This is a genomic window from Dyella sp. SG609 (assembly GCF_012275375.1).
Taxonomy (GTDB): Bacteria; Pseudomonadota; Gammaproteobacteria; order Xanthomonadales; family Rhodanobacteraceae; genus Dyella_D; species Dyella_D marensis.
In genome coordinates, this window is record NZ_JAAZQJ010000002.1 from 38,907 (window position 1) to 63,120 (window position 24,214).

11 protein-coding genes are annotated in these 24,214 nt (G+C 67.1%); 4 read left to right on the top strand and 7 right to left on the bottom strand.

The annotated features are described in order from the left end of the window. Positions 1–4: 4 nt before the first annotated feature. From FHW85_RS03595 to FHW85_RS03615, 5 genes are all read right to left on the bottom strand, one after another. Entirely contained in the window at positions 5–3,079 is a 3,075-nt protein-coding gene (locus FHW85_RS03595) for an amino acid adenylation domain-containing protein (RefSeq protein WP_168647367.1), read from the bottom strand. Between the two features lie 92 nt (positions 3,080–3,171). Continuing rightward, positions 3,172–3,390, bottom strand: coding sequence for an MbtH family protein (locus tag FHW85_RS03600; protein WP_168647368.1), 219 nt, complete (start codon positions 3,388–3,390; stop codon positions 3,172–3,174). Positions 3,391–3,941: 551 nt separating this feature from the next. Next, positions 3,942–5,153: a GGDEF domain-containing protein gene (locus tag FHW85_RS03605; protein WP_168647369.1), complete on the bottom strand. Its 1,212-nt coding sequence runs from the start codon at positions 5,151–5,153 to the stop codon at positions 3,942–3,944. Positions 5,154–5,294: 141 nt separating this feature from the next. Continuing rightward, on the bottom strand, positions 5,295–7,724 hold the full coding sequence (locus FHW85_RS03610) for a DUF4982 domain-containing protein (RefSeq protein ID WP_168647370.1): 2,430 nt from the start codon (positions 7,722–7,724) through the stop codon (positions 5,295–5,297). Between the two features lie 216 nt (positions 7,725–7,940). Then, complete coding sequence (locus FHW85_RS03615) at positions 7,941–10,172, bottom strand: LamG-like jellyroll fold domain-containing protein (protein WP_210427703.1); 2,232 nt, start codon at positions 10,170–10,172, stop codon at positions 7,941–7,943. A 340-nt stretch (positions 10,173–10,512) separates the two neighbouring features. Here FHW85_RS03615 and FHW85_RS03620 point away from each other — a divergent pair, with 340 nt between their 5' ends. Then, positions 10,513–12,042, top strand: a complete 1,530-nt coding sequence (locus tag FHW85_RS03620) for a beta-xylosidase (RefSeq protein WP_168647371.1) — start codon at positions 10,513–10,515, stop codon at positions 12,040–12,042. Positions 12,043–12,126: 84 nt separating this feature from the next. Here FHW85_RS03620 and FHW85_RS03625 read toward each other — a convergent pair whose 3' ends face one another. Next, positions 12,127–14,511: a carbohydrate-binding protein gene (locus FHW85_RS03625; RefSeq protein ID WP_168647372.1), complete on the bottom strand. Its 2,385-nt coding sequence runs from the start codon at positions 14,509–14,511 to the stop codon at positions 12,127–12,129. Between the two features lie 18 nt (positions 14,512–14,529). Beyond that, the gene (locus FHW85_RS03630) at positions 14,530–14,760 is read right to left on the bottom strand and encodes a hypothetical protein (protein ID WP_167257340.1); all 231 of its coding nucleotides are present in this window, start codon (positions 14,758–14,760) and stop codon (positions 14,530–14,532) included. A 262-nt stretch (positions 14,761–15,022) separates the two neighbouring features. Here FHW85_RS03630 and FHW85_RS03635 point away from each other — a divergent pair, with 262 nt between their 5' ends. From FHW85_RS03635 to FHW85_RS03645, 3 genes are all read left to right on the top strand, one after another. Next, positions 15,023–18,256 carry an autotransporter outer membrane beta-barrel domain-containing protein gene (locus FHW85_RS03635; RefSeq protein ID WP_168647373.1) on the top strand — a complete coding sequence of 1,078 codons (3,234 nt, stop codon included), beginning with the start codon at positions 15,023–15,025 and terminating at the stop codon, positions 18,254–18,256. 248 nt (positions 18,257–18,504) lie between these two features. Next, positions 18,505–20,763 (top strand): LamG-like jellyroll fold domain-containing protein, encoded by a 2,259-nt coding sequence (locus tag FHW85_RS03640; protein WP_168647374.1) that lies wholly within the window; start codon positions 18,505–18,507, stop codon positions 20,761–20,763. A 76-nt stretch (positions 20,764–20,839) separates the two neighbouring features. After that, positions 20,840–24,163: an autotransporter domain-containing protein gene (locus tag FHW85_RS03645; protein ID WP_168647375.1), complete on the top strand. Its 3,324-nt coding sequence runs from the start codon at positions 20,840–20,842 to the stop codon at positions 24,161–24,163. The last annotated feature ends 51 nt before the right edge of the window (positions 24,164–24,214 follow it).

The window sequence follows — 24,214 nt, forward strand, 5'->3', positions numbered from 1 at the left end:
GGAATCATTGGGCGGACTCGCTTGGTTGCATGCGGCGCAGGCGCAGGCGGGTGGAATGGCGCGCATGGGCCAGCTGCTCGGCTTGCGCAGACAAGGTGGGGGCCTCGAACAGGGTGCGGATCGGAACATCCACGTTGAGCGTGTCGCGCATGCGGCTGGCGAGCTGGATCGCCAGCAGCGAATTGCCGCCCAGCTCGAAAAAGTGATCGCCGCGTCCGACCTGCCAGACGCCCAGCAGGTTTTCCCACAGCTCCGCCAGCAGCTGTTCGACACGGCCTTGCGGCGGCTCGTAGGCATGGCGCAGCACGGCGGCGCCGGTCGGCGCGGGCAAGGCCTGGCGATCGAGCTTGCCGTTGGCGGTAAGCGGCAGCTCGGCCAGCACGACGATCGAGGCGGGCAGCATGAAGGCGGGCAGATGTTCGGCGAGGCGCTCGCGCAGCGCCGCCACGTAGCCGCGATGGTCCTGCATGGCGCCGGGGTCGTGGCAGAGCGGCGAACCCGCGGCGACGGCCGGCGCCAGATACAGGCCGTCGAGCGCGGCGCCAGGCGCATCGGATACGGGCAGGAACACGGCATCGAAATGCCGGCCGGTGCGGTCCGGCGACCAGGTGGCGGCCACCTGGTAGCCGAGTTCGGCGCCGAGCGCTTTCAGGTCTTCGGGGTCCAGCGCGGGCGCCGATGCATCTTCGCGTTCGCCCCAGACCCGGCGCGAGATGTCGAACTCGCCGGTCAGCCGGGCGTTGACGATGGCGCTCACCCGCAGGCCTTCGGCACCGGCGTCCAGCAAACGCTGGCGCAACGATGCCATTGTGTCGACCTCGCGGCCCCACGCCAGCGTGGGCAGCGCGGCGGCGGAACGCAGGCGCGTGCCGCGCTTGTGCAGCACGACGTCGTAGCGATAGCGCGTCATTTCGTTGCGGGCGCGCCCGCGCTTGAGCTGGATGTCGACACCGGCCAGGTCTTCGACGTGTTGCGGCAGCGCCGAGAAATAGCCTGGATCGACCAGCATCTCGTTTTCCAGCCGCATTTCCTCTTCGGCCACGTGGCGAATGGCGCGCGCATCGCCGCCGCCGGCGCGGTGCCAGGCGACGGAGGTGGCGAAGCAGCGCATGAGGCGGAAATCGGGCACGTCGCCGATCAATATGCGTCCGCCGGGAGCCAGCAGCGCCGCGCACTGCCGCAGCACCGCCGTCAGGTAACCGGCGCCGGGAAAGTATTGCAGGACCGAATTGATCACGATGGTGTCGAAACCGCCCTGCGGCAGGCCGCCGATCTCATGCGCGGGCTGGCAGCGCAGATCCACGCGTTCGCGCAGCTGCGGATGGTCCGCCACCCTGGCTTGCAGGGACTCGATGACCGGCAGCGAAAAATCCGTGCCGCAATAAAACGCGCAATGCGGCGCCACTTTCCACAGGATCAGGCCGGTGCCGACGCCGATCTCCAGCAGCCGCCGCGGGCGCAGGTCCAGGATCCTGCCGACGATCGCATCCCGCCATTCGCGCATTTCTTCCAGCGGAATCGGAGCGCCGTCGTAGCTGCTGTTCCAGCCGCCGAAATCCTCGTCGTCCGCCAGCTCCGCGTGCTGGCTGTACAGGCCGTCATGCAGTACCTGCCATTGCTCGACCTGCTGCGCCTCGTAGTCCGCGTCCCGCATCGCCTCCTGCTGCCCATGCCTGGGCACGACGTAGCCGACCAGTTGCCGGTGGCCGGTGCGATCCTCGCGCATCAGCACGGCCGCCTGCGCCACGCTGGCGTCGCGCCTGAGCCAGGTTTCGATCTCGTCGAGTTCGATGCGCAGGCCGTGGAGCTTGACCTGCTGATCGGCGCGCCCGACGAAGCACAGGGAGCCGTCCGCCAGCTGCCGCGCGATATCGCCGGTGCGATACATGCGGCTGCCCGGCGGGCCGAACGGGTCGGGATGAAAGCGGGCCGCGGTCAAGCCAGGGCGATGCAGATAACCGCGCGCCAGGCCCGCGCCGGCCAGATACAGTTCGCCGGCGTGGCCTTCCGGCACACACCGCAAGGCGGCGTCCAGAACATAGGCAGCCGCGCCAGCCACGGGATTTCCGATCGGCACGGCGGCCTTCGCCTCCGTGCCGATCGGCGCTGACATCAGTGCATCGACGGTAGCTTCGGTCGGTCCATAAGCATTGACCAGGCGATGCATGCGAGCCCACCGGGCAGCAAGCTCCGCAGGACACGCCTCGCCGCCCACGACCAAGGTCTCCACGCCGGGCAGATCGCCCGGCGCCATCAAGGCCAGCAGGCTCGGCGGCAAGGCCAGGTGGGTGATGCGCTGCCGCTCGCACAGCGCCGCCAGGCTGGCGCCGGGAAGCAGCTCGTCGGACGGAGCCAGCACCAGGCATGCGCCGAGCGCGAGCGCCATGGCGATCTCGGCGAAAGAAGCGTCGAAAGACAGCGACGCAAACTGCAATACGCGGCTAGCCGGTCCGATGCGCAGCCGCTCGCGGTAGGTGGCTGCCAGCGCGGCGACGCCGGCATGGGTCACCACCACGCCTTTGGGCTGGCCGGTCGAGCCCGAGGTATAGATCACATAGGCGGCGCGCTGCGCGGCTTCCGCGTCGTGCGCGATCCCGATCCGCGCGGACGCCAGCGCCTCGATCCCGCTGTGGAGGTCCGCATCGTCCAGAAGATGGACGGGCAGTTCAGGCGGAGTCTTCAGGACCGTCTCGCGGAAACAGAGCACGCAAGCCGGAGCCGCCTCCTCGAGCATGTAGATCAGCCGCTGCTCGGGATAATCCGGATCGAGCGGCAGATAAGCCGCGCCGAGCTTGTGCAACGCCAGAATCGCCACGATCGATTCGAACGATCGCGGCAGCGCCATGGCGACGATATCCTCCGGTCGAATGCCTTTTGCGGACAACCATGTGGCCAGCTGGTTGGCGCGCGCATCCAGTTCGGCATAGCTCAGCCGGGCATCGCCAAAGACCAGCGCAGTGGCATGCGGAGTCAGGTCGACCTGCCGCTCGAACAGCGCGGCAAAACCGACGTCGGGAAGGCCCGCTTGCGTAGCCTCCGGCACGTCAATGTAAGCGCCATCGAGCGGGAACCCTTCCATGGCCCATGAACCTCTGGTCGCCCTTGAACGGGCAGGTTTGGTTCAATCGGTATGCCGACGCGTCGCTGGTGTCGGCGTCCAGTTGCGTTTGCCTAGGCGGTTGGATGTTCCATCGCCGCGATGAGGCTCCTGGGCCGCATGTCGGTCCAGCTCCGGTCTACATAATCCATGCAGTCTGCTCGCGCTGCCGGCCCGAAAGCCGTCGTCCAGCCCGCCGGAATCGCCGCGAAATCGGGCCAGAGCGAATGCTGGCCTTCGTCGTTGACGAGCACCAGGAAGATGCCCTTGTCGTCATCGAATGGGTTGCTCATGAGAATCCTTCTCCTCGCACCGTTTGCTGCGATCAAATCAAAAACGCTGTAGCCAGCGTGACGAAAATATGAAATCGGTGGGCGCTTCCAAAAACCCGGTTGTGCTCGGGTATAGCGATCGAATATCTACCGACAAGATGTGACTGTCAATCGATGCGCCGATTCAGAGAGACCGCTAAATAAAAATCTGTAGATCGCGTCGTACAACCGTCGTCGACTCATCAGTTGACCACTGCGGGAAACGCGCAGCTCCGCCGATATACATCCGTTTGAAAATGGCGATCAATGTGCTCGCAGCATGTAGCGCAGACGTGAACGCATTAATGGCCATGACGGCTAGTCGTGCGCAGATGAGAAAGCCAACCGATACCAGCCGCCATGGACAGGTATCGGCAGGGATATGTCACGACAAATACGCTCAAGGATCGGCATGCGCACTACCAATAGGCATCCGCTTGAAAATAGCGATCCATGCGCGAGCAAGCCGCGCAGGCGGCGGAATCAGCAGCACGGCCAGCCGATTGCAGCAAGCCCGGCGATGCGCAGCAGTCTCAGCCCCTGAATGGCTGGATGGGTGAGTCCTCCATGGCGCGCATGACGCGATTGCGGCCTCCTTGCTTGGCCGCATAGAGCGCCCGATCGGCCGCGACGACCACCGATCGCCAATTCGCCTCGGCGCCCCTGGCGATGCAGTAGCCGATGCTGACCGTGCACTGCAGCGGCTGGTCGTGCAGCAGCGCGATCGCCTGGCTCTCCACGGCGCGCCGCAAGCGTTCCGCGGCTTCCATCGCCGCCGGTTCCTCGGCCTGATGAAGCAGCACCATGAATTCCTCGCCGCCTACGCGGGCCAGGATGTCCTTCTCGCGGATGTTGCGCCTGAGCGCATCGGCGATGGCTACGAGCACCTGGTCGCCGCCGTCGTGGCCCCAGCGGTCGTTGATCGACTTGAACCGGTCCACGTCGATCATCAGCACGGCGATGGCAGTGTTGCGCTGCTGGGATTGCGCCATGCGCTGCTCGCCTTGTTCCCACATGACGCGCCGGTTGGCCACGCCAGTGAGGGGATCCTGGCTGGCGTGACGGATCAATTCCGCGTCGAGCTTGCGCGTCAGCATCCACAGCAGGCAGGGCGTAATGACCCAGGTAAGCACGACCCTGGAGAGCAAGCCGAAGGTCGAGGTGTGGTCGGGGCCGGCGAGGACCTGCGGGTGCGCCATCCACCATGACATCCGCATCAGCAGCATGGCTGCCCACAGGAAATGGAACAGGCCTGCGAGGCGCGCGACCGGCCGCTGCGCCGGGTCCTTGCATTGCCAGAACGCCACGCCGGTGGCGACCGTAACGACGCCGGTCAGGGCTCCGCCGAGAATGACCATGTGGCGAAGGTTTTCGCCTTCATGGATCACCAGTCCGGTTTCGATCAGCGCAAGCACCGCCACCGGGGCCAGCACCCACAATGCGCGCCTGGACAAGCCCAGGTAGAAGTTGGCCGCCAGCAGCGCCAGCACCGTGCCCGCATCGATCAGGAGGTTGCCGGCCAGGCCCAGGCCAGGAAAATCGAGATGGAAAGCGGGAGCGAAAAGGACCCCGAAACCGGCGGCGAATGCAGCGTAGCTGAGGCTCCATAACAGCACCCCAGGCTCGCGCCCGGCGCCGGGGCGGGCGATGTACAGGGCCAGGAACAGGGCCGAGGACAACGCGGCCAGCAAGGCATTGACCAGCAGCAGCGTGCCGGCATGCATCAAGCTCGCGATCCATTCCATAACCTCTCCGAACGATGGCGCTTCGGTGGCCGATGGTCCCTCGGCTCGCGCACAACTTATCTCGGATGGTATCGGCCGGCCATGGATGGCCTTGAGGCCCGGGATCCGCGCGACAAGACAAAGCAGGCCGCGCGGCGCGCACTAAGGCGAAACGACGCCGATGCGCACCTCCTGCGCCGGCAGTCCCGGCACCTCCACGTGCACGGTGGCGTCGCCCGCCAGCGCGGATGCCCGCACCGCCGCGACGATGCGGCCATGAAAACTGCGCCGCCGGCCGGACTGGAAGCTGGAGGCATCGTGCGGATCGCCATTGCCCACGCCGGCCAGTGTCGCGGCGCCGCCGACGAGCACGTTCATGGGCCGGTCCTGATCCGGTGCATAGACCGGCACGCCCTCGGCGTCGATCAATTCCGCCGTGACGTAGGCCAGATCCTGGCCGTCGGCGCGAAGGCGGGCGCGATCCACCGACAGCCGCAGCGCCGCAGGCTCGGCCGCGGTGCGCAATTCCCAGCGCCCGGCAGCGCGGCCGTCGCGATAGCCGACCGCCACCAGGCGGCCGGGCGCGTAGGGCACCCGGTAGGCCGCCTTGTATTCCGTCTGCACGCCGACCGGCTTGCGCCCCAGGCTTTTGCCGTTGAGGAAAAGTTCGACCTCCGGATACTCGGCATAAACCACCACGTCCAGCGGCTTGCCTTCCCGTCCCGGCCAGCTCCAGCTTGGATGGACGTCGTCCAGCGACCAGTCCAGATGCGGCGGCGTGATCGGAAACAGATGGCGGTCGGGCAGGTCTTCGGTGCCGGGCGGTTGCCTGACGAACGCCGAGATCGGATCGATGCCGGTCTTCCACAGCACTTCCCGGTAATACGCCGCCGGCCGCTTGCGCCCGGTGGCATCGATCTCGCCGCAATAGGCCAGGTGCCAAGGGTAAGGCCCGAGCTTCTGCCAGTCCTGGCTGTAGCCCATCCAGCCGATGCCCGTTTCGCCCAGATAGTCGACGGCGGTCCACACGAAGTCGCCCAGCACCCAGGGCATGGTCTCCACGCTGCGCCAATAGACGAACGCATCCTTCGAGATGGATTCGGAAGTGAACATCACGCGCGCGGGAAAGCGCCGGTGATCGTCGGCGAATTCATGGGCGTGATAGTTGTACCCCGCCACGTCGAGCACGGCGAACTGGCCGTCGCTCTCCGGGCCGCCGGTGCTGACGGCCTGGGTAACCGGGCGGGTGGCATCGAGCAGGCGCACGCGGGCCACCATCCGGCGCGCGGTCTCGATGCCCGGTGCCGCGCCCTGTTCGGGAATTTCGTTGCCGATGCTCCAGAACAGCACGCTGGGATGATTGCGGCCGCTCAGCACCAGGCTGTCCAGGTCGGCGGGCCAGTCCTGCGCGAAGAAGCGGGCATAGTCCTGCGCTTTCTTCTGTCGGCTCCAGGCATCGAACGCCTCGTCGACGACCAGCATGCCCAGCTCGTCCGCGGCGTCGAGCGTGGCCTGGCTGGCGGGGTTATGCGCGCTGCGGATGGCGTTGTAGCCCGCGGCCTTCATCAGCGCGACCTTGCGCGCATCCGCGGCGGGCAGGCCGGCCGCGCCAAGCATGTAATTGTCGTGGTGCATGTTGCCGCCGCGCAGCAGCACCTGCCTGCCATTGATGCGCAGCCCGTGCGCCGCGTCGACGGTGATGCTGCGGATGCCGAAGCGCGTGCGCCGCACGTCGGAGCCGCCGTCGGCCGTGCGCACGGTCTGCTCCAGCACGTACAGGTTGGGCGAGTCGGGCGACCACAGCGCGGGCTGGCTCAGGTCGAACGCGCTTGCGTCGGCGACCTTCGCGCCCGGTGCAAGCGTCGTCTTGTGATCGTTCCGCGCCACCACGCTTCCATCCGGTGAAAGGATGCGCGTGCTCACCTCGACAGGCTGGCTTCGCCCGGAGCCATTGGCGACCTCCAGGTGCGCCTCCACCCTGGAGGCCGCGGCGCCGACCGACGGCGTGACGACCTGGACGCTGTCCGGTTCGATATGCACCGGCGGCAGCAATTCCAGAGTGGCGGGGCGGATCAGCCCCGAGCCGGCATACCAGCGCGACGAGGGATCGGCATGGTCGACCCGGATCGCCAGCACGTTGTCGCCAGCGTGCAGCTTGCCCGTCAGGTCGACGGTAAACGCGCTGTAGCCGTAGTGATGCTTGCTTACGTGCTGCCCGTTGATCCACACGTCGGCATCCATGTAGATCGCTTCGAAGCGGACCAGCACCGTGCGCGTTGCGTCTTGCGCACTCAAGGACAGATGGCGCCGGTACCAGCCGACGCCGCCGGGCAGATAGCCGGAGTCCTGTCCGCTGACCGCGTCGCGGTCGAACGGCGGGGAGCCGTCGGGCTTGTCCTCGATCGACCAGTCGTGCGGTACCGACACCTGGCGCCAGGAGCGATCGTCATAGGCAGCCACGTCGGCGCCCTTGGCGTCGCCGCGCTGGAAGCGCCAGTCCTGCGACAGGCTGCGTTGCTCGGCCGCCGCATGCGGCGGGAGAACGGAGGCGGCGAGGGCTAAGCAGAAAGCCCATCCATGCTTGGCGGTCATAGGCGGCTCGGGAGTGGCGGGAAGCCGCGGCTGCAGCGCGGCGGCGGCCACGGTGCAGCAGTGCGTGCAGCCAGTCACTGGCGAAATAGCGCAGGCGCGGTTGCGAAATTCGCCGCTGCAATGCGGCATGGCATGCCGCATTGCAGGGTTGCGCGCAAAGGGGCCGCGGACCCGTGGCGGAAACGCGGCCGTTCAAGCCCGGCCTGGCCGGCCGGATCAGCCGGCCGCCAGTACCGCCACCTCGGCGTCGGAGAGTGCGCCGCGGTAGAGGCGGAAGTCGCTTACCAGGCCATCGAACGTCACGTCGTTGGCGAACTGCGAGCGGCCGATCCACAGGTTCGCCGCCTCCACCATCTGGCACGGGGGAAAGAACATCGCCTGGTTGCTTCCCACCACGCGGCCGTTGACGTAGAGCTTGCCGGTCTGTCCGCCGAGGCTGACCGCCACGTGCACCCATTCGCCGGCGGCCAGCGGCGCCGGCGCGTTGATCACGCACTGGCCATTGTTCTGGTTCGGCGATATCACGAAGCTCAGCGTGCCGCTGCCGCCGTTCGGCGTCAGGAACATGTTCTTGTCGATGCTCGCGCCGAAGTCGAAGATGCGCGCCCAGGTCTGCCCTCCATGCCAGTACACCCAGGCGGCGATGGTGAAATCGCCGACCGTGTCCAGCAGCGAGGCGGGCAGGGCGACATAGGCGCCCTTGCCGTTCAAGGCGACGCCCGGGCGCTTCGTGCTGCCGGCGCTGCCCCAGCCCGCGCCGCCGAGCAGCTTGCCGGCGTGGCCGTGGCCGCTGCTGTCGCTGGCATTGCCGCCGGTGCCGTCGGTGAATGCCAGATGCGTGTCCAGCAGCGTCCCGGCCACGGCCCAGGCCTCGTTCGAGGCGGCGCTTTCGCCGGTGGCGTTCTGCGCGGTGACTACGTAGTAGTACGTGCCGGCCTGGGCCGGATGGTCGCTCCAGGTCAGCAGGTCCGTGATGCCGTGGGCGACGGCGGTGTACGGGCCGCCCTTCGCCGTTGCGCGCTTGACGGTGTAGCTCTGCGCGTAGGCGCTGCCCCACCACGACAGCACGATGCGGCCGCCCAGCGTGATCGCGGTGAGGCCGCTCGGCGGGCTGCCGGCGGCGATCGGGTCGCGCTGGAAGGTCAGCGTGCCGTAGCCGAACTGGTCCGAGCCGCCACCGCCCTCCGGTGCCGTGAGCGCGGCGAATTTCTGCGAATACGGCGCGGCGATGCCGCGGCGGTTCACGTAGTGATTGAAGATCATGGCCCACATCGGCCGGCTGTTGCCCTGGCCGCCGGTCGCGAACACCCGGTCGCTGAAGCCGGGACCGTCGTAGGGCGCGAACGGCATCGCGTAATACGTGCTGCCCGACTGGATCAGATTGCCCTTGGCGACGTATTCGCACGCGGCCAGCACGCGGTTGTTGGCATAGCCGTACAGATCGACGCCCTGGTTCCAGGCCATTTCGCAGATGCAGGTCACCAGCGAGATGCTGAGCGTGTCGTGGCCCTGGTCGCGGCCGGATTCCTGGGTCTGGCCGAGGTAGCCCGGGTGCATGTAGTACACCATCTGCCCGATCGCGCCGTTGCCCAGGCCTTGCTTGAAGTAAGTCACCGCCGCATCGAACATCGCGCGGTTGTCGCACAGCACGCCGATGGCCATTACCGCGGCCGTCGCGCACAGGTCCCAGCTGGAATAGACGCTGAGGCTGCTGGGATGGGCGAGGTCGGCGATGCCGGCGTTCATCGGATAGAAGATCTGGCTCATCATGGACTGGAAACGCGCGAAGTCCGCCGCCTGCCAGCCCGTATACGAGCGCATGATTTCGCCCACGTTGGCAAATTGATAACCCTGGATGCCGGCGACCAGGAAGCCGTCGTAATGGCCGTCGGCCCACCAGATCTGCTTCAGCGTGGACGACCATGCGTTCATGATCCGCACGGCGCAGTCGGCGGCGTGCGTGTCGCCGGAGATCTTCCAGCGCAGGGCATTGAGGTAGGCGGCGCGGACGTCCTCGGTGAACAGCCACGAGTTGTCCTGGTCGCTGCCCCGATAGATCACCGCGCGCGGATTGGGCGTCCAGCTCGAACTTGCCTCCTGCTGCGCCAGGATGTTCAGCCAGGTAGTGCTCCATGGATAGGCCATGCTGCGCAGCTTGGCGCCCATGCGGTTGAAATCGGCCTGCGTGTGCAGCAGGCCGGGATGCACGAACGCCGCGGTTGCCGACGTCGCCGCCAGTGCATGGTCCGCGGCGATGGCGGCCAGCGAGGGCAGGCCGGCCGCGCGCAGCAGTCCGGCGGGCGCGAGCAGTGCAGCGGCGCCGACGCCGCCCAGTCCGCGCATGAAGGCCCGGCGCGACATCGCGGCCGCTTTCATCGGCGCGTCGTCCGCGTACAGTTCCGTCCCCGGTTTTTGCTCCGGCATGTCCTCATGCGTGTCGATCGTCATCCGATTCTCCTGTTGCAATAAATGAGGGGGCGATCCGCACGTATGCCGATGCGCCGAAGACGGAGTGTATGGAGGGCTCTGGTGATTCGATGTGTTGGATGCGCATGCAAATGTGATGCGAAGCGCAGGAACGGTGATCTGGCCCGGATTGACCGGCAACCGCCAAGTGCGGTTTCGTTCTTTGCGAAATTCACCGGCACAAGTTGTGTTTTACGCCAGTCGGCGTGCACGGTTGCCTGCCTCTCTGTGGCGCGCCGATACAATCCGGCGACACGTGATCACGGGGAGATGAGTCGTGCGGGGAAGGATCCATGCTTTTGCAGCAGGCTCGATCACGCTCATGCTGGCACTGCAGGGGGCGGCGCGCGCCGGCGTACCCGACCGCACGATCTCCATCGACGTCGCCGCACCGGCGACGGCGCGCAGCGGCTTCGAAACGTTCTCGGTGGGCTCGGACTATCCAGGCACCTTGCTGCGCGAAGACAGCCTCGCCCAGCTCAGGACGGTTCGTGAGGAACTGGGTTTCCGCTACATCCGCTTCCACGCCATCTTCCACGAAGTGCTCGGCACCTATCGCGAGGAGCACGGCAAGCCGGTCTACGACTGGACGAAGATCGATGCGCTGTACGACAGGCTCCTGGGCATGGGCATCCGGCCCTTCGTCGAACTCGGCTTCACGCCGGAGGCGATGAAGAGTTCCGATCAGCGCATTTTCTACTGGAAGGGCAATACCTCGCATCCGGACCTGGCCAAGTGGGCCGCGCTGATCGAGGCCTTCGCGCGCCACCTGGAGCAACGCTACGGCCGCGCGGAAATCCGCCGCTGGTACTACGAGGTCTGGAACGAACCCAATCTCGCCGGCTTCTGGGAGGGCGCGGACCGGGACGCCTACTTCACGCTGTACGACGTGACCGCGCGCGCGCTGAAACGCGTCGACCCGCAATTGAAGGTCGGCGGCCCCGCCACGGCCGGAGCGGCCTGGGTGCCCGAGTTCATCGCGCATGCGGCGAAAGCGGATGTGCCGCTCGATTTCATCACCACGCACACCTATGGCGTCGATGGCGGTTTTCTCGACGAGAACGGCAAGGAAGACACCAAGCTGTCGGCGTCGCCCGATGCCATCGTCGGCGACGTGCGCAGGGTGCGGCAGCAGATCCAGGCCTCGGCCCGTCCCGGCCTGCCGCTGTACTTCACCGAGTGGAGCACCAGCTACACCCCGCGCGATGCCGTGCACGATGCCTACCTCAGCGCGGCCTACATCCTGAGCAAGCTCAAGGCGGTGGACGGGATGGCGCAGGGCATGAGCTACTGGACCTTCAGCGATCTGTTCGAAGAACCCGGACCGCCGACGGCGCCGTTCCAGGGCGGTTTCGGCCTGCTCAATCCGCAGGGCATCCGCAAGCCCGCCTACTTCGCCTACAAATATCTCAACCAGCTCGGCAAGCAGCAGCTGGCCACCGCGGACGCGGAAAGCATCGCCACCTGGGACGGCCGCGCATTCAAATTGCTGGTCTGGCATTTCCAGCAGCCCCGGCAGGCACGGAGCAACCGTTCCTTCTATACGAAGGTCACCCCCGCGGCGCCGGCGGCCAGCGTGCGGCTCAGCATCAAGGGCCTGCCGGCAGGGCATTACCGGATCACCACGCATCGCACGGGCTACGACGCCAACGATGCGTACACCGCGTATCTGCGGATGGGATCGCCCGCGTCGCTGGACGCGGCCCAGCTGCAGAAGCTGCGCGCGCTTACCGAGGATCATGCCGATACGGCCCGGTTGACCGTCGCCAGCTCCGGTGCCGGCGATGCGGTGATCCCCATGCACGACAACGACGTGGTGCTGTTCGAGCTTTCGCCGGAAGACACGCGCTGATCCTGCGCGCGCGGGCAGGCCGGCTTTCAGCCCGCCGCTGCGGCGCTCTTCTCCGCCCGTGGCGGAGAAGAGCGCCGCAGCCGATCACTGCTGGGACGTGCCGTAGATGACGCCGCGCGCCTCGTCCGGTCCGAGGTACACCGTGCCGAAGGTGCGCGGATCGCCGATCACGAGGGCGACGCCGCCCCACTGGTGAAGCGCGTCGTTGATCTGCACCCAGGTCGCGCCGGCATTGACGGAGCGGAACAGGCCGGTGACGCCGTTGACGGTGCCGGACAGATAGACCGTGGGGTAGCGCGATCCGCTTACCGCCTTGCCGAAGCCGACCGAGGTCGCCGACGTCACGGCGGAAGCGTCGACGCGCGCCCAGCTGGCACCGTAGTTGGTGCTGCGATACAGGCCCGACGGCGTGGCGATCCAGACGTCGCCCGCCTTGGCTTCACCGGGCACGCCGGTCACGGCGGCGGCCTGGCTTCTGAGCCAGGACGGTACGGAAGGCAGTCCCGTGTTGCTGGACGCATGCCAGCTCACGCCCTTGTCGGTGCTGCTGTAGAAGCTGCCATTGGCGCTATTCCAGGCATAGAACACATTGGTGCTGGCGCCGTCCGAAAGCATCTGCACGCCCACCGGCAGCGAAGCCAGTCCGCTGCCGCTGGCGCGCGTCCAGCTGGCGCCGCCATCGTTCGAAACCACCGGCGCGATATCGCTCGGCGCCCATGCGATGGTCTTGCCGTCGCCGGAAATGGCGACGGTGCCGCCGCCATTGGGGGAGCCGGCCTGGTTGGGGAAGCCGGTCCAGGTGGATCCGCCGTCGCGCGAAATGGAACCGTACGAGGTGAGGTTGCTGTTGCCGTGCTGGACGATGCGCACGATGGTCGACGGCGAATTCTTGGCGAAGTCCAGCCCGGTGCCGACGCTGTCGCCGCAGGTGGGGTTGTCGGGCTGCGCCAGCGGCGCCGCGGTCAGGCTGGTGTGCACGAAGCCGCAGACATCGCCGAGGCCGCTGAGCAGGTGCGGACCGGAGGTGGGCGACAGCAGCGTGATCACCGCGGTTTCCTCGATACCGCTGGCGCCGACCGACCAGTGCGTCGGCTTGCCCGCGTCGGCGGCGGTCAGGTCGAAAGTGGTCCACACGATGCCGCCCGTGCCGTACATGGCATGCGCCGGGTTGAAGGGATCGAGCGCCACCTGGCCCCAGTTGCCGAAACCTGCCTGCTTCTGGCCCGGCTCGACCTGCCAGGGCGCTACGCTGGCATCGCGGATCGCATAGGTGCCGGAAGTGGGCGTGCTGCCGTCCCAGGTGGCGCCGCCCACGTCGATCCAGCTGTTGCCGCCGTCGGTGCTGCGGTACATGGTGTCCATCGGCCACCAGTGGTCCATGGTCATCACCACCAGGGTGCCGGGATGCGTGGGATCGACCGACAGGCCGCTGTAGCCGGAGGCGTAGTTGAAGCGGTCGACCGGCGTGATGTTCTTCCACGTGTGCTGCACGGTGTCGTATTTCCACACCGCGCCGGAAGTCATGCCGCCGGGCCCGATCGCATACGTGTAGTTGCCGTTGCTGTCGGTGCCGTTGCCGTAGGTGACGTAGAGATTGCCGTCCGGCCCGATCTGGCCGCGCTGCGGCAGCTGGTTGGCGGGGCCGCCGGAAACGGGATTCCAGGTGGCGCCGGCATCGTTGCTCACGTAGAGCGTGACGCCGCTGCTCGCCGCGGCGCGCGTCGACACGCCGGCGTAGATGGTCCGGGTCGGCGTGCCCGCCGCTTCGCCGGCGGGCGCGAAGGCGATGAATACCACGCCGGCGCCGGTGCCGTCGCTGGTCAGCGCGGTGAAGCCGCTCACCTGCGACCACGTCGCACCCTTGTCCTTGCTGGTCCACAGGCCGTTCTGTCCGGCGACCTGCACCGGCACATTGGAGTTGGCGGTGCTGTAGACGGCGTTGGAAGTGCCGTAGAAAAGCACCGAGCCGTCATTCGGGTCGACCTGCAGGCGTTCGCCGGCATTGCGCCCGTCTTCATTGCCGCCGACGCGGAAGCTCAGCGGGTGGGCGGTGAAACTCCTGCCCTGGTCGGTCGATACCAGCACGGCGCCATTGGCGGCCCAGGTCTTGACGTACAGGCCCGCCACCATGAAGAGCATGTTGGGATCGTGCGGATCGACGGCGATGCTCTCGATGCCGGTCCAGGATTGATTGGACGGCGCCGTCGAATCGTTCAGCGCCACCCATTTGCTGGATGTCGCATCCAGGCGATAGGCGCCGCCCACGTCGGTGCGCGCGTAGAACAGGCCCTGTTGTCCAGGGTGCGCGACGATGCCGTCGACATAGCCGCCGGCGACGATGCACACATTGTTCCAGGTGTAAGGAATCTGTGCGGTCTGCGCGGAAAGCATCGCCGCATGCGACAGCGAAAGCATGGCGGCGCCACAGGTCAGCCCCCGGGCGATGGCTCGGTGTAAGCGCTTGTTCATTACCCCTCCAGATAGGTGTCAGATCAGGCCGCACCGTGCGTCGCAGGTATTTGCCGCCGGCGGATCGAATGCTTGTGCCGGCGCGATCGCGATGAGGATGTTCGGTGCGCGCTCGTTCGAGCGACGAGCAATGTACTTCGAAATGTTTCCGGAACACCGCGTGTCGAAGTCGATCGCGCGATGCGTTCCGGCATTCGTGATGCGCGGCACACAGTGCACTTGCGTGACGCTGACGAGATTTTCGATCACTAGTCATTTGGGGCCAAATTCGCGCTCCGGCTCACCGTTTGAAAAATTCGCGCGCATGCATCGTTGCGCGATCAAGTACTTTTTAATGCACGGAAACACCGCATTTTGCTGCGATGCCTGAAGCGGGCAACCAGCGTGCGGACGACTGATTCCGCAGGGGGAATCGCCACTGCCTACCGCATCGATGCACGCCGCCGATGCGCGCCGCGCGTTGGCTGCCTTGCCTGCGGGAAGGGCACTCCATCTCTCGCAAGGCATACTCATGAAGCATGCAGCAACGCGCATCATCGCCTCGTCCGTGGTCATCGCCAGCCCGTTCGGCTTCATCAATACGGCGCTGGCCAACTGCACCAGTCCCGGCGGATCGAACGCGACGGTGAGCTGCGACAGCACCGCGCCCAATCCCTATACCGCGCAGATCGGCGCCGGCAGCAGCGAAACCACCGTCACCACGGTCGACGTGCAGAATGGCGCCACCATCAATGTGGGCGCCACGCAGAACGCGATCAGCCTGGGCGACGATGCGCTGATCACGCTCCACGGCGGCGCGCTGGTCACCAACAGCCCGAGCGGCGGCAGCGGCAATGGCGGCGGCTACAACCTCGGCTACAACACGGTGGAGTTCCGCAACAACGGCAGCCTGGTCGTCAACGCCAATGCGCAGCTGACCCAGACCGGCAGCGCCGCCGCCAAGGCGGTCAACGCGGTCGGCTACGGCAACACCATCACCAATTACGGCACCATCAGCTCCCAGGGCGCGCCGGCGGTCTGGTTCCAGGACCAGGTGACGCAGGCCGGCGCAGTCAATACCGTGGACAACTACGGCACCATCCAGACCGGCGCGAACGGCGGCAACGCCAGCGCGATCGGCAACGCCGGCAACGGCGACGTGGCCGTGTTCAACCGCAGCGGCGCCGTGGTGACCGGCAATATCGCCTTCGCCGGCGGCAACAACGAGGTGACGCTGTACACCGGATCCAGCGTCACCGGCACGATCGACGGCGGCAGCGGCAGCAGCAGCCTGACCCTGGCGGGTGCGGATACCGGCACGCAGCAAGGCGCGCTGCTCAACTTCAGCACGCTCACCAAGGTGGACGCCGGAACCTGGACACTGGCCGGCGACATGAAGAACACCAGCGCGAATCCCGATGCGCAGCTGGGCATCTATGTGCAGGAGGGCACCCTGGTGCTGGCCTCCGACAACGCGGCGTTCAGCGGTTCGGTCGCGGTGTACGGCGATGCCATCTTGCAGCTGGGCGATGGCGGCGCGGCCGGCGGCATCAACGGCGACATCGCCAATGACGGCACGGTGGCGTTCGATCGCACCGGCACCTATGTGTTCGGCGGCAGCATTTCCGGCGCGGGCGGCGTCAACCAGCTCGGCAGCGGCACGGTGATCCTCAACGCCGACAATCCGTACACCGGCAATACCCAGGTGAGCGCCGGCACGCTGGCGGTGGGCGACAGCAGCCATGCGAGTGCCGCATTGAGCGGGGGCGGCGCCATCAGCGTAGCGGCCGGCGCGACGCTCGGCGGCTATGGCAGCGTCAGCGGCAGCGTGACCAGCGCCGGTACCATCGCGGTGGCCGATGCGTTGTCGGCACTGGGCAGCGCCAAGGGCAGCTTCACCGTCAATGGCAGCTTGAACAATAACGGCCTGGCGCAGGTGGGCGGCACCGGCACCGGCAACCGGCTGGTGGCATCGAGCTACGTCGGCGGCGCGGGCAGCGTGGTGGCGCTCAATACCTATCTGGGCGGCGACGGCTCGGCCTCGGACCAACTGGTCATCAATGGCGGCACCGCCACCGGCAGCACCGCCTTGCGCATCGCCAATGCGGGCGGCCCGGGCGCGCTGACCTCGGCCAACGGCATCCAGGTGGTGGATGCGATCAATGGCGGTACGACTGCCGTCAATGCCTTCACGCTGGCGAATTCGGTCGCGGCGGGCCCCTACGAGTATTCGCTTTATCGCGGCAGCACCGATGGCAGCAGTGCGCAGAACTGGTATTTGCGCTCGCAGCTGGATTGTTCGCTGATGCCGCAGGCGCCCGTGTGTGCGGCGCCGGCACCGGCACCGGCACCAGCGCCTGCGCCGGCACCAGCACCTGCACCGGCACCAGCGCCGGCACCAGCGCCGGCACCTGCACCTGCGCCTGCACCTGCACCTGCACCTGCACCTGCGCCAGCACCTGCGCCAGCACCAGCGCCTGCGCCTGCGCCTGCGCCTGCGCCTGCGCCTGCGCCTGCGCCGGCACCAGCACCTGCACCTGCACCAGCGCCTGCACCTGCACCTGCACCAGCACCAGCGCCTGCACCAGCACCAGCGCCTGCGCCGGCGCCAGCGCCAGCACCGGCACCGGCACCTGCACCAGCGCCTGCACCAGCACCGGCACCTGCACCAGCGCCTGCACCTGCACCAGCACCGGCACCAGCACCGGCACCAGCACCGGCACCGGCACCTGCACCAGCGCCTGCACCGGCACCAGCGCCCGCGCCAGCACCTGCACCTGCACCAAGCCAGGCAGCCGTTCCGCTCTATCGCCAGGAGGTGTCGCTCTATGCGGCCATTCCGTCGATGGCGCTGTCCTACGACCTGCACCTGGTGGACAACCTGCGGGAACGCGTCGGCCGGGAAGCCACGGCCGACGACGGCGGCGGCTGGACGCGCGTCATCGCGCAGCACGACCATCGCGATGGCGGTACGGCCGGCATCTATGGCAGCAAGGGCCCTCAATACAGCGACGACATGTATGCCCTGCAGGCTGGCATGGATCTGTATCGCGATGAGCAGGGCGGCAGCGGCGACGTTGCCGGCGTCTATGTCGCGCTCGGCCAGATCGCCGGCGACGTCAAGAACTTCACCGGCCTCAGCGCCGGCCGCGACCGCCTGCAGAACTACACGCTCGGCGGTTACTGGACTCATCGGGATCCCTCGGGGTGGTACACCGACGCGGTAGCGCAAGGCAGCAGCTACAAGGTCAAGGCCAGCTCCACCCGCATGGCGCCGCTGAAGACCGAAGGCCGCGGCCTTGCCGCCTCGTTCGAAGGCGGCTACCGGGTGCGGCTGCACGACGGCTGGGTGTTCGAGCCGCAGGCACAGCTGGTCTATCGCCATGCATCCTTCAACGACGCCGACGACGCCGCATCCAGCGTGTACTTCAGGAATGCCCGCGCGCTCGCCGGCCGCGTCGGCAGCGAAGTCGACAAGAGCTGGTCGATCGGCGGCACGCCGGCACATCCCAGGGCCTTGACCGCGTGGCTGCGCGCCGATCTATGGCGCGAATTCAGCGGCGATACGCAGGTGGCCTTCTCGACACCCGCGGCACCGATGAATTTCCGCACCGACCTGAAGCGCTCGTGGGTGAGCCTGCGCGCCGGCATGAGCGCGCAGCTGACGCGCAGCGTCTTCGTGTACGCCAGCGCCGGGCATGACTTCGGCGTCAACGATCACGGCAAGGGTTATAGCGGCAAGGCGGGGCTGCGCATCGACTGGTGACGACTTCCGCACGGCATGGATTTGCGCTGGCATCGATATCGATTTGGATATCTGCGAATGCCGATTCCGCATAGCTCTTCGGCCCGGTCGGCGACAGAGCGCAAAGAAAGCGCATGCCGTTTCTCAAAAACTACCATCTGCCCCTGAATGACATGGCGCTGTCCGGGCAGCTGGTGCACAACTGTTGCCGATTACTTCCCCCATCGTGCCGCTGACTGCATGTCCGACGGCGATCAAGGTGAAAACTCATGAAGCAAACCAACCATCCCGAGCCCACTCCCCAGCTCGGTGCCGATACGCACGACCTCATCGATGACAGCTCTCGCCGCCGCTTTATCGGCGGCCTGGGTGCCGGCGCCTTGCTGCTCGGATTCGGATTCGGCGTGGGCGAAAGCCGCGCCCGCAGCCTTCCGCCATCGGGTTCCGCACCCGCGGGCAGCCCGCTGATCACCGGGCGCTTCAAGCATCCGGGCCTGCTGGCCGACGAAGACGATTTCGCGCGCATCAGGATCAAGATCAAGAACGGCGAGCAGCCGTGGACCAAGTGGTGGCAGAAACTGTGCGCCTCCGGCGACACCTCATTGACGGCCAAGCCCAATCCCCAGCCGGCGTGCTATCGCCAGGATGGAACGAAGTGGGCCCTGTACAGGGATACCCAGCGGGCATTCTGCCTTGCCTTGCGCTGGAAGATTTCCGGTGAGGAGGCTTACGCCAAGTCGGCCGTGGAAACGCTCGATGCGTGGTCATCGACCTTGAAGATCATCGGGACCGTTCCGCCAGGTTCCACCGCGCACGACGACCACACGTTCTACCTGATGTGCGGCATGCAAGGCCGCCAGTTTGCCAACGCCGCGGAAATCATGCGCACCTACTCGGGCTGGTCGGCGGCGGGCGTGGCGCGCTTCCAGGACATGCTGCGCAACGTATTCGTGGGCCCGATTTCCAAGGGACTGCACGGGCACCTGACCGACGGCGGCCTGTGGAGCTTCGCCAACTGGGACTATGCCGCACTCGTCGGCACGCTGGCCATCGGCGTGTTCTGCGACGACATCGACCTGTACCGGCAGGCGATCGACTACTACACCGGCAACAATCACGGTGACGTGCACACGCAGTTCGGCAACGGCATGGCCATGCACAGCGTGTATTTCATGCATCCGGGCCACCTCGGCCAGTGGCAGGAAAGCGGGCGCGATCAGGGCCATTCCACGCTCGGCATGTCGCTGGGCGGCGATTTTCTCGAAATGGCGTGGAAGCAGGGCGACGATCTGTATTCCGCCTTCAACAACCGCTTCCTGGCCGGCGCGGAATACGTGGCAAAGTCCAATGTGCTGGACAAGAACGGCAAGCAATACGTAATGCCGTTCGCGCGCCAGTCCAGTCCCACCGGCCTGTTCACTGCCGCGGCCAACCAGTCCGGCCCTTCGTTGCGTGGTTGCTGGGAAACCATCTACAACCATTACGTCAACCGCATGGGCATCGACGCGCCTTACATCGCGCAGATGACGCACGACACCGAGTTCAGGAACCCCGATGGCGGCAGCGACGACATGCCGTACACCACGCTGTGGAGCCGGCTGGACGACTACGCCGGATCGCTGCGCGCGCCGTTCGGCGTGTCGGGTTTCTGCAGCGAAGGCAAGGTGACGCTTTCGTGGTGGGGCGGCAAGGGTACGTTGTCCTATCTGGTCCAGCGCGGCAGCAGCGCGAACGGGCCGTTCAGCGTGATCGGCTCGGTCCCTGGGGATGCAACGCGCACCTTCAGCGACACGCCTGCACCAGGCGTGTGGTACTACCGGATCCAGGCCAGCAACGGCCTCAACCTCGTATCGCGTGCGGTACGCGTCGCGGTTCCCGGTGAATTGCGCTGCTCGATCGAGCTTACCGACGGCAGCGGCAACACGGCCATGGGCTGGGTCACCTCGCCCGAAGGCGAGCGGCTGCGCGGCGACGGCACGCTGATGAACGGTGCGAGCTGGGGCGCGGGCCGCCTGCCGGGCAGTGCTTCGCTGCTGTTCGACGGCAAGCAGTCGTACGTGCAGCTTCCGGCTGGAATGATGACGGACGTCGCCGATTTCACGCTGTCGATGTGGACCTTCGCCAATGCGCCGCTGCATTGGGATACCTGCCTGCTGTTCATGGGACTGGATGGCGGCGCCTGCATGTTTCTTGCGCCGCTGTCGGGCCGCAACGGCGGCAGGTTGCGCTTTGGCATCACCGCCTCGGGCGTCAACGGGACTCAGGCGGTCGAAGCCGATCAGGCCTTGCCGTTCCGCCGCTGGGTGCACGTTGCGGTGACCTTGCGTGGCGGCACGGCCAAGATCTATATCGATGGCCGGCTTGCTGGCCGTGACGATTCCTTCGAGTTGTCGCCGCGCCAGCTGATCGATCAGAAAAGGCTGCTCGGCTGGGATGGGGGACATGCGTCCTTCGATGGACGCATCGAGGATTTCCGTTTCTATTCCATGGCCTTGAGCGACGCCCAGATCGCGGCGCTGGCCAAGTAACCGCACGCAACACGTACAGGCGATCCCAGGGATCGCCTCTCCGCCCGGCAACGCGCCGGGCGGAGCAGGGGAACGCATGAGCAAGTTGAAGCATTCGCCGATCTGGTGCGCCCTGGCGTGCCTGTTCGGGCACGGCCACGCAGCGGCATCGGATATTCCGCTGGACCTCGTCCAGCAGCCTGGCGGCGGCACCGCGCCGGCCTATCGCCTGGGCATCCAGGTCGGGCTCAATGGCGGCGCGCCGCGGGAATACCTGTTCGACACGGGCTCCGATTCGTTCAATATCGCCGTCGGTCACGATGGCGGCGCGGTGTCATGGTTCCCCGGCTGGAAGGCGTCCGCGAGCAACTCGCCCTACGTCTTCAGCTATGGCGACGGCACCACCGGCTATTGGCAGCAGAACACCACGGCCGCAAGCGTCCAGTTCTACAACCCGGGCACGGGAAAGCAGGTGTTCGGTGCGGCGCCGCCACAGGGATTGCCGGTAGCCGCGGTGCTCGATGCGGTGATGACCTCCGACCACTTCGCGCCGAACGTGCCCGGCGGTGACACCCAGGGCGTGCCCATCGCCACCGGCATGAACGCATCGGGCCAGCCGGTGACGATGTACCAGGACCTGACCTGGCAGCAGCAACTCGACCGGGACGCGGCACCGGAACAAGGACGCTTCCACGGCAGGTTCGGCGCGGGCGACTTCCTGTATGCGGGAGACAACGGCGGCGTGCCGGGCATGCTCACCACCACGGGCTACATCGTCGAGGCCAACGGCAAACCCGGCGCGCCCGGCGGCTGCGGGCAGGCATGCTTCGTGGTTGGCCTCACGCCCGCCTTGCGTGCGCAGTTCCTGAGCGTGGTGCCATGGGTGCCGGGGACGCAGCAGGGCACGTACCAGGAAACGTTCAATGTCTCCGGCGCGCACGCGGCGCAGCAGTTCGATACCTATTTCACGTACAGCTTGAACCATGGCGCCTACACGGCGAAGTTGCAGACGGTGCTCGATTCCGGCACGTCCGGGATCTACCTCAATGACAGCGGGCTGATCGCCAGCGAAACCGCGGCAGGGCATATCAACGCCAACGGCAACGAGGTCGCCGGAGTGGCGCTCGGCGCGGCCGGCGCGGCGCCCGGCGCCAAGACGGTGGCGATCACCACCGCGGATGACGGCAACGGCAATCCGCTCCATGTGGTGGGCACGGGCAACGCGGGCGCGCAGATTCCGTCCGGCACGGCGCTGTATGGCGTGTCGTTCTTCATGAACAACGCCGTGATGTACGACCTGGAGAACCAGGCCACGGCCTATACGCCGTTCTATGTGACGGATGCGCCGCTCTCGACCGGGCTGACGGTGACGCAGGCCATGGGGCCGCTCGGACTCGCCGGCGTGATCTCCGGCTCCGGCGCGCTCACGGTGGCCAATGGCGGCATCGCCAACCTGAGCGGCGCCAACACCTATACCGGCAACACGGTGATCGAGCAGGGCGGATGGCTGGGGCTGGCCGGGCCCGTGAGCATCGCCGCGTCGGCGGGCGTGCAGGCCGATGGCGCGTTCGACGTGTCGCGCGCTGCCGGCAGCGTCAATGTCCGATCGCTCTCCGGCAACGGCACCGTCTATCTGGGCGGCAATACGCTGGTACTGACCCAGGCCGGCGGCACGTTCGGTGGCCAACTCGCGGATGGCGGCCTCGGCGGCGGCACGGGAGCGGCGCTGAGCATCGTGAGCGGCGAGGAAGTGCTGGCCGGCGACAATCTCTACAGCGGCCCCACCAGCATCGGGCCGCAGGCCTTGCTCCATCTGCAGGGCGCCGTCAGCGGCTCGGTGCTCGATGCGGGCACGCTGATCGGCCATGGCCTGGTGCGCGGCGACCTGCGGGTCTCCGGCACGGTGGCGCCGGGCAACGCCGGCGGGACGTACCAATTGCTGACGGTCGGCGGCGCTTACACGCAGGCAGCAGGGGCCACCTATGTCGCGCAGTGGAACATGGCGCAGGATGGCGTATCCAGCCAGCTGCGCATCGGCGGCAGCGCGCTGCTGCAGCCCGGCGCAGTGCTCAGCCTGGTGCCTTCGGCGACATCGGTCGCGGCGTTTCAGGGTGTCAGGCGCTATACCTTGCTGACGGCCAATGGCGGCTTGAGCGGCACCTATACGGTTGTGGGCAATGCCGGCCTGAACGCGAATCTGAAAGTGGTGCCGGTCTATGACGGCGAGCACGTCTATCTGGATGTGTCGTACGCGGATGCCGCTGCACCGGCTCCCGCTCCTGCGCCCGCACCGCCACCGCCACCGCCCGCCTTCGCCGCGGCGGCGCATACACCCAATCAGGCGGCCGTGCTGGCGGCCATCCAGGACATGCCGACCGGCAGTGCGCCGTTCATGGCGCTGAGCAGCCTGCAGGGCGATGCGCCGTTGCGCATGGCCGCGGACCGGCTCTCCGGCGAGATCTACGCCAGCGCGCAAAGCGCCTATCTGGACGACACGCGCATCATGCGCGATGCCGTGAGCCATCGGCTTGGCCAGGCCGATCCGGACGCCGATGTCGCAGGCGCCGTTTCCGGCCAGCGGGTCAGAACCCAATCGAATGGCCTGGCCTGGTGGGGGCAGTCCGTTGGCTCGTGGGGGCGCATGGACGGGACGGCCAACAGCGCGCCGATGTCGCGCACGACCGGCGGTCTCCTTGTCGGCGCGGACATGCCGCTGGGCGAGGGCGGTCGCTTGGGGATCGTCGGCGGCCGTACGCGAACCGCGCTCGGCGTGCCGCAGCGCGGCTCCTCGCTGTCCAGCAATGACGACTACGCCGGTCTTTACGCGGGCGGCTCGGTCGGCGCGCTGGCCTTGGGCGCCGGCGCCGATTACACGCGGCATCGCGCGGACACCACCCGTCGCGTGGCGGTGGCCGATGCCGGCGGCAGCCTGTACAGCAGGGCGGCAGCGCATACCGCGGAGTTCTATGGCAACGCCGCTTATCGGATAGCCGTGAACGACGCGGTCGTCGAGCCGTTCGCCCAGGCGGCCTATGTCAAGCTGGCCACGGATTCGTTCCGGGAGCGCGGCGGCTCCGTGGCGCTGGCGGTCAGGAGCAACCAGCGCGCGGTGGTCTACACCACGCTGGGTACGCGCGCGGCCACGCACTTCGTGTTCCAGGGCGATGCGTTCAACGCCTATGCCAGTGCCGGATGGCGCCATGTCTCCGGTGACCTGAAGGCGCGCAGCTCGCTGGCTTTTGCCGATACCGGTGCGTTTGCCGTGTATGGATTGCCGATCGCGCGCAACGCTCTTGCGTTGAGCGCAGGCGTCGACGTGGCGGTAAACAGGAGCGTCAGGCTTGGCGTTTCGTACGATGCGCAGCTCGCCTCGCATACGAAGGATGCGTCGCTCAGGGCACAGTTGAGCTGGCGATTCTAGAGCCGGCGCGCAGCCGCGGCACACCGAGGAGCCGCGGAGCGCGGACGAAGC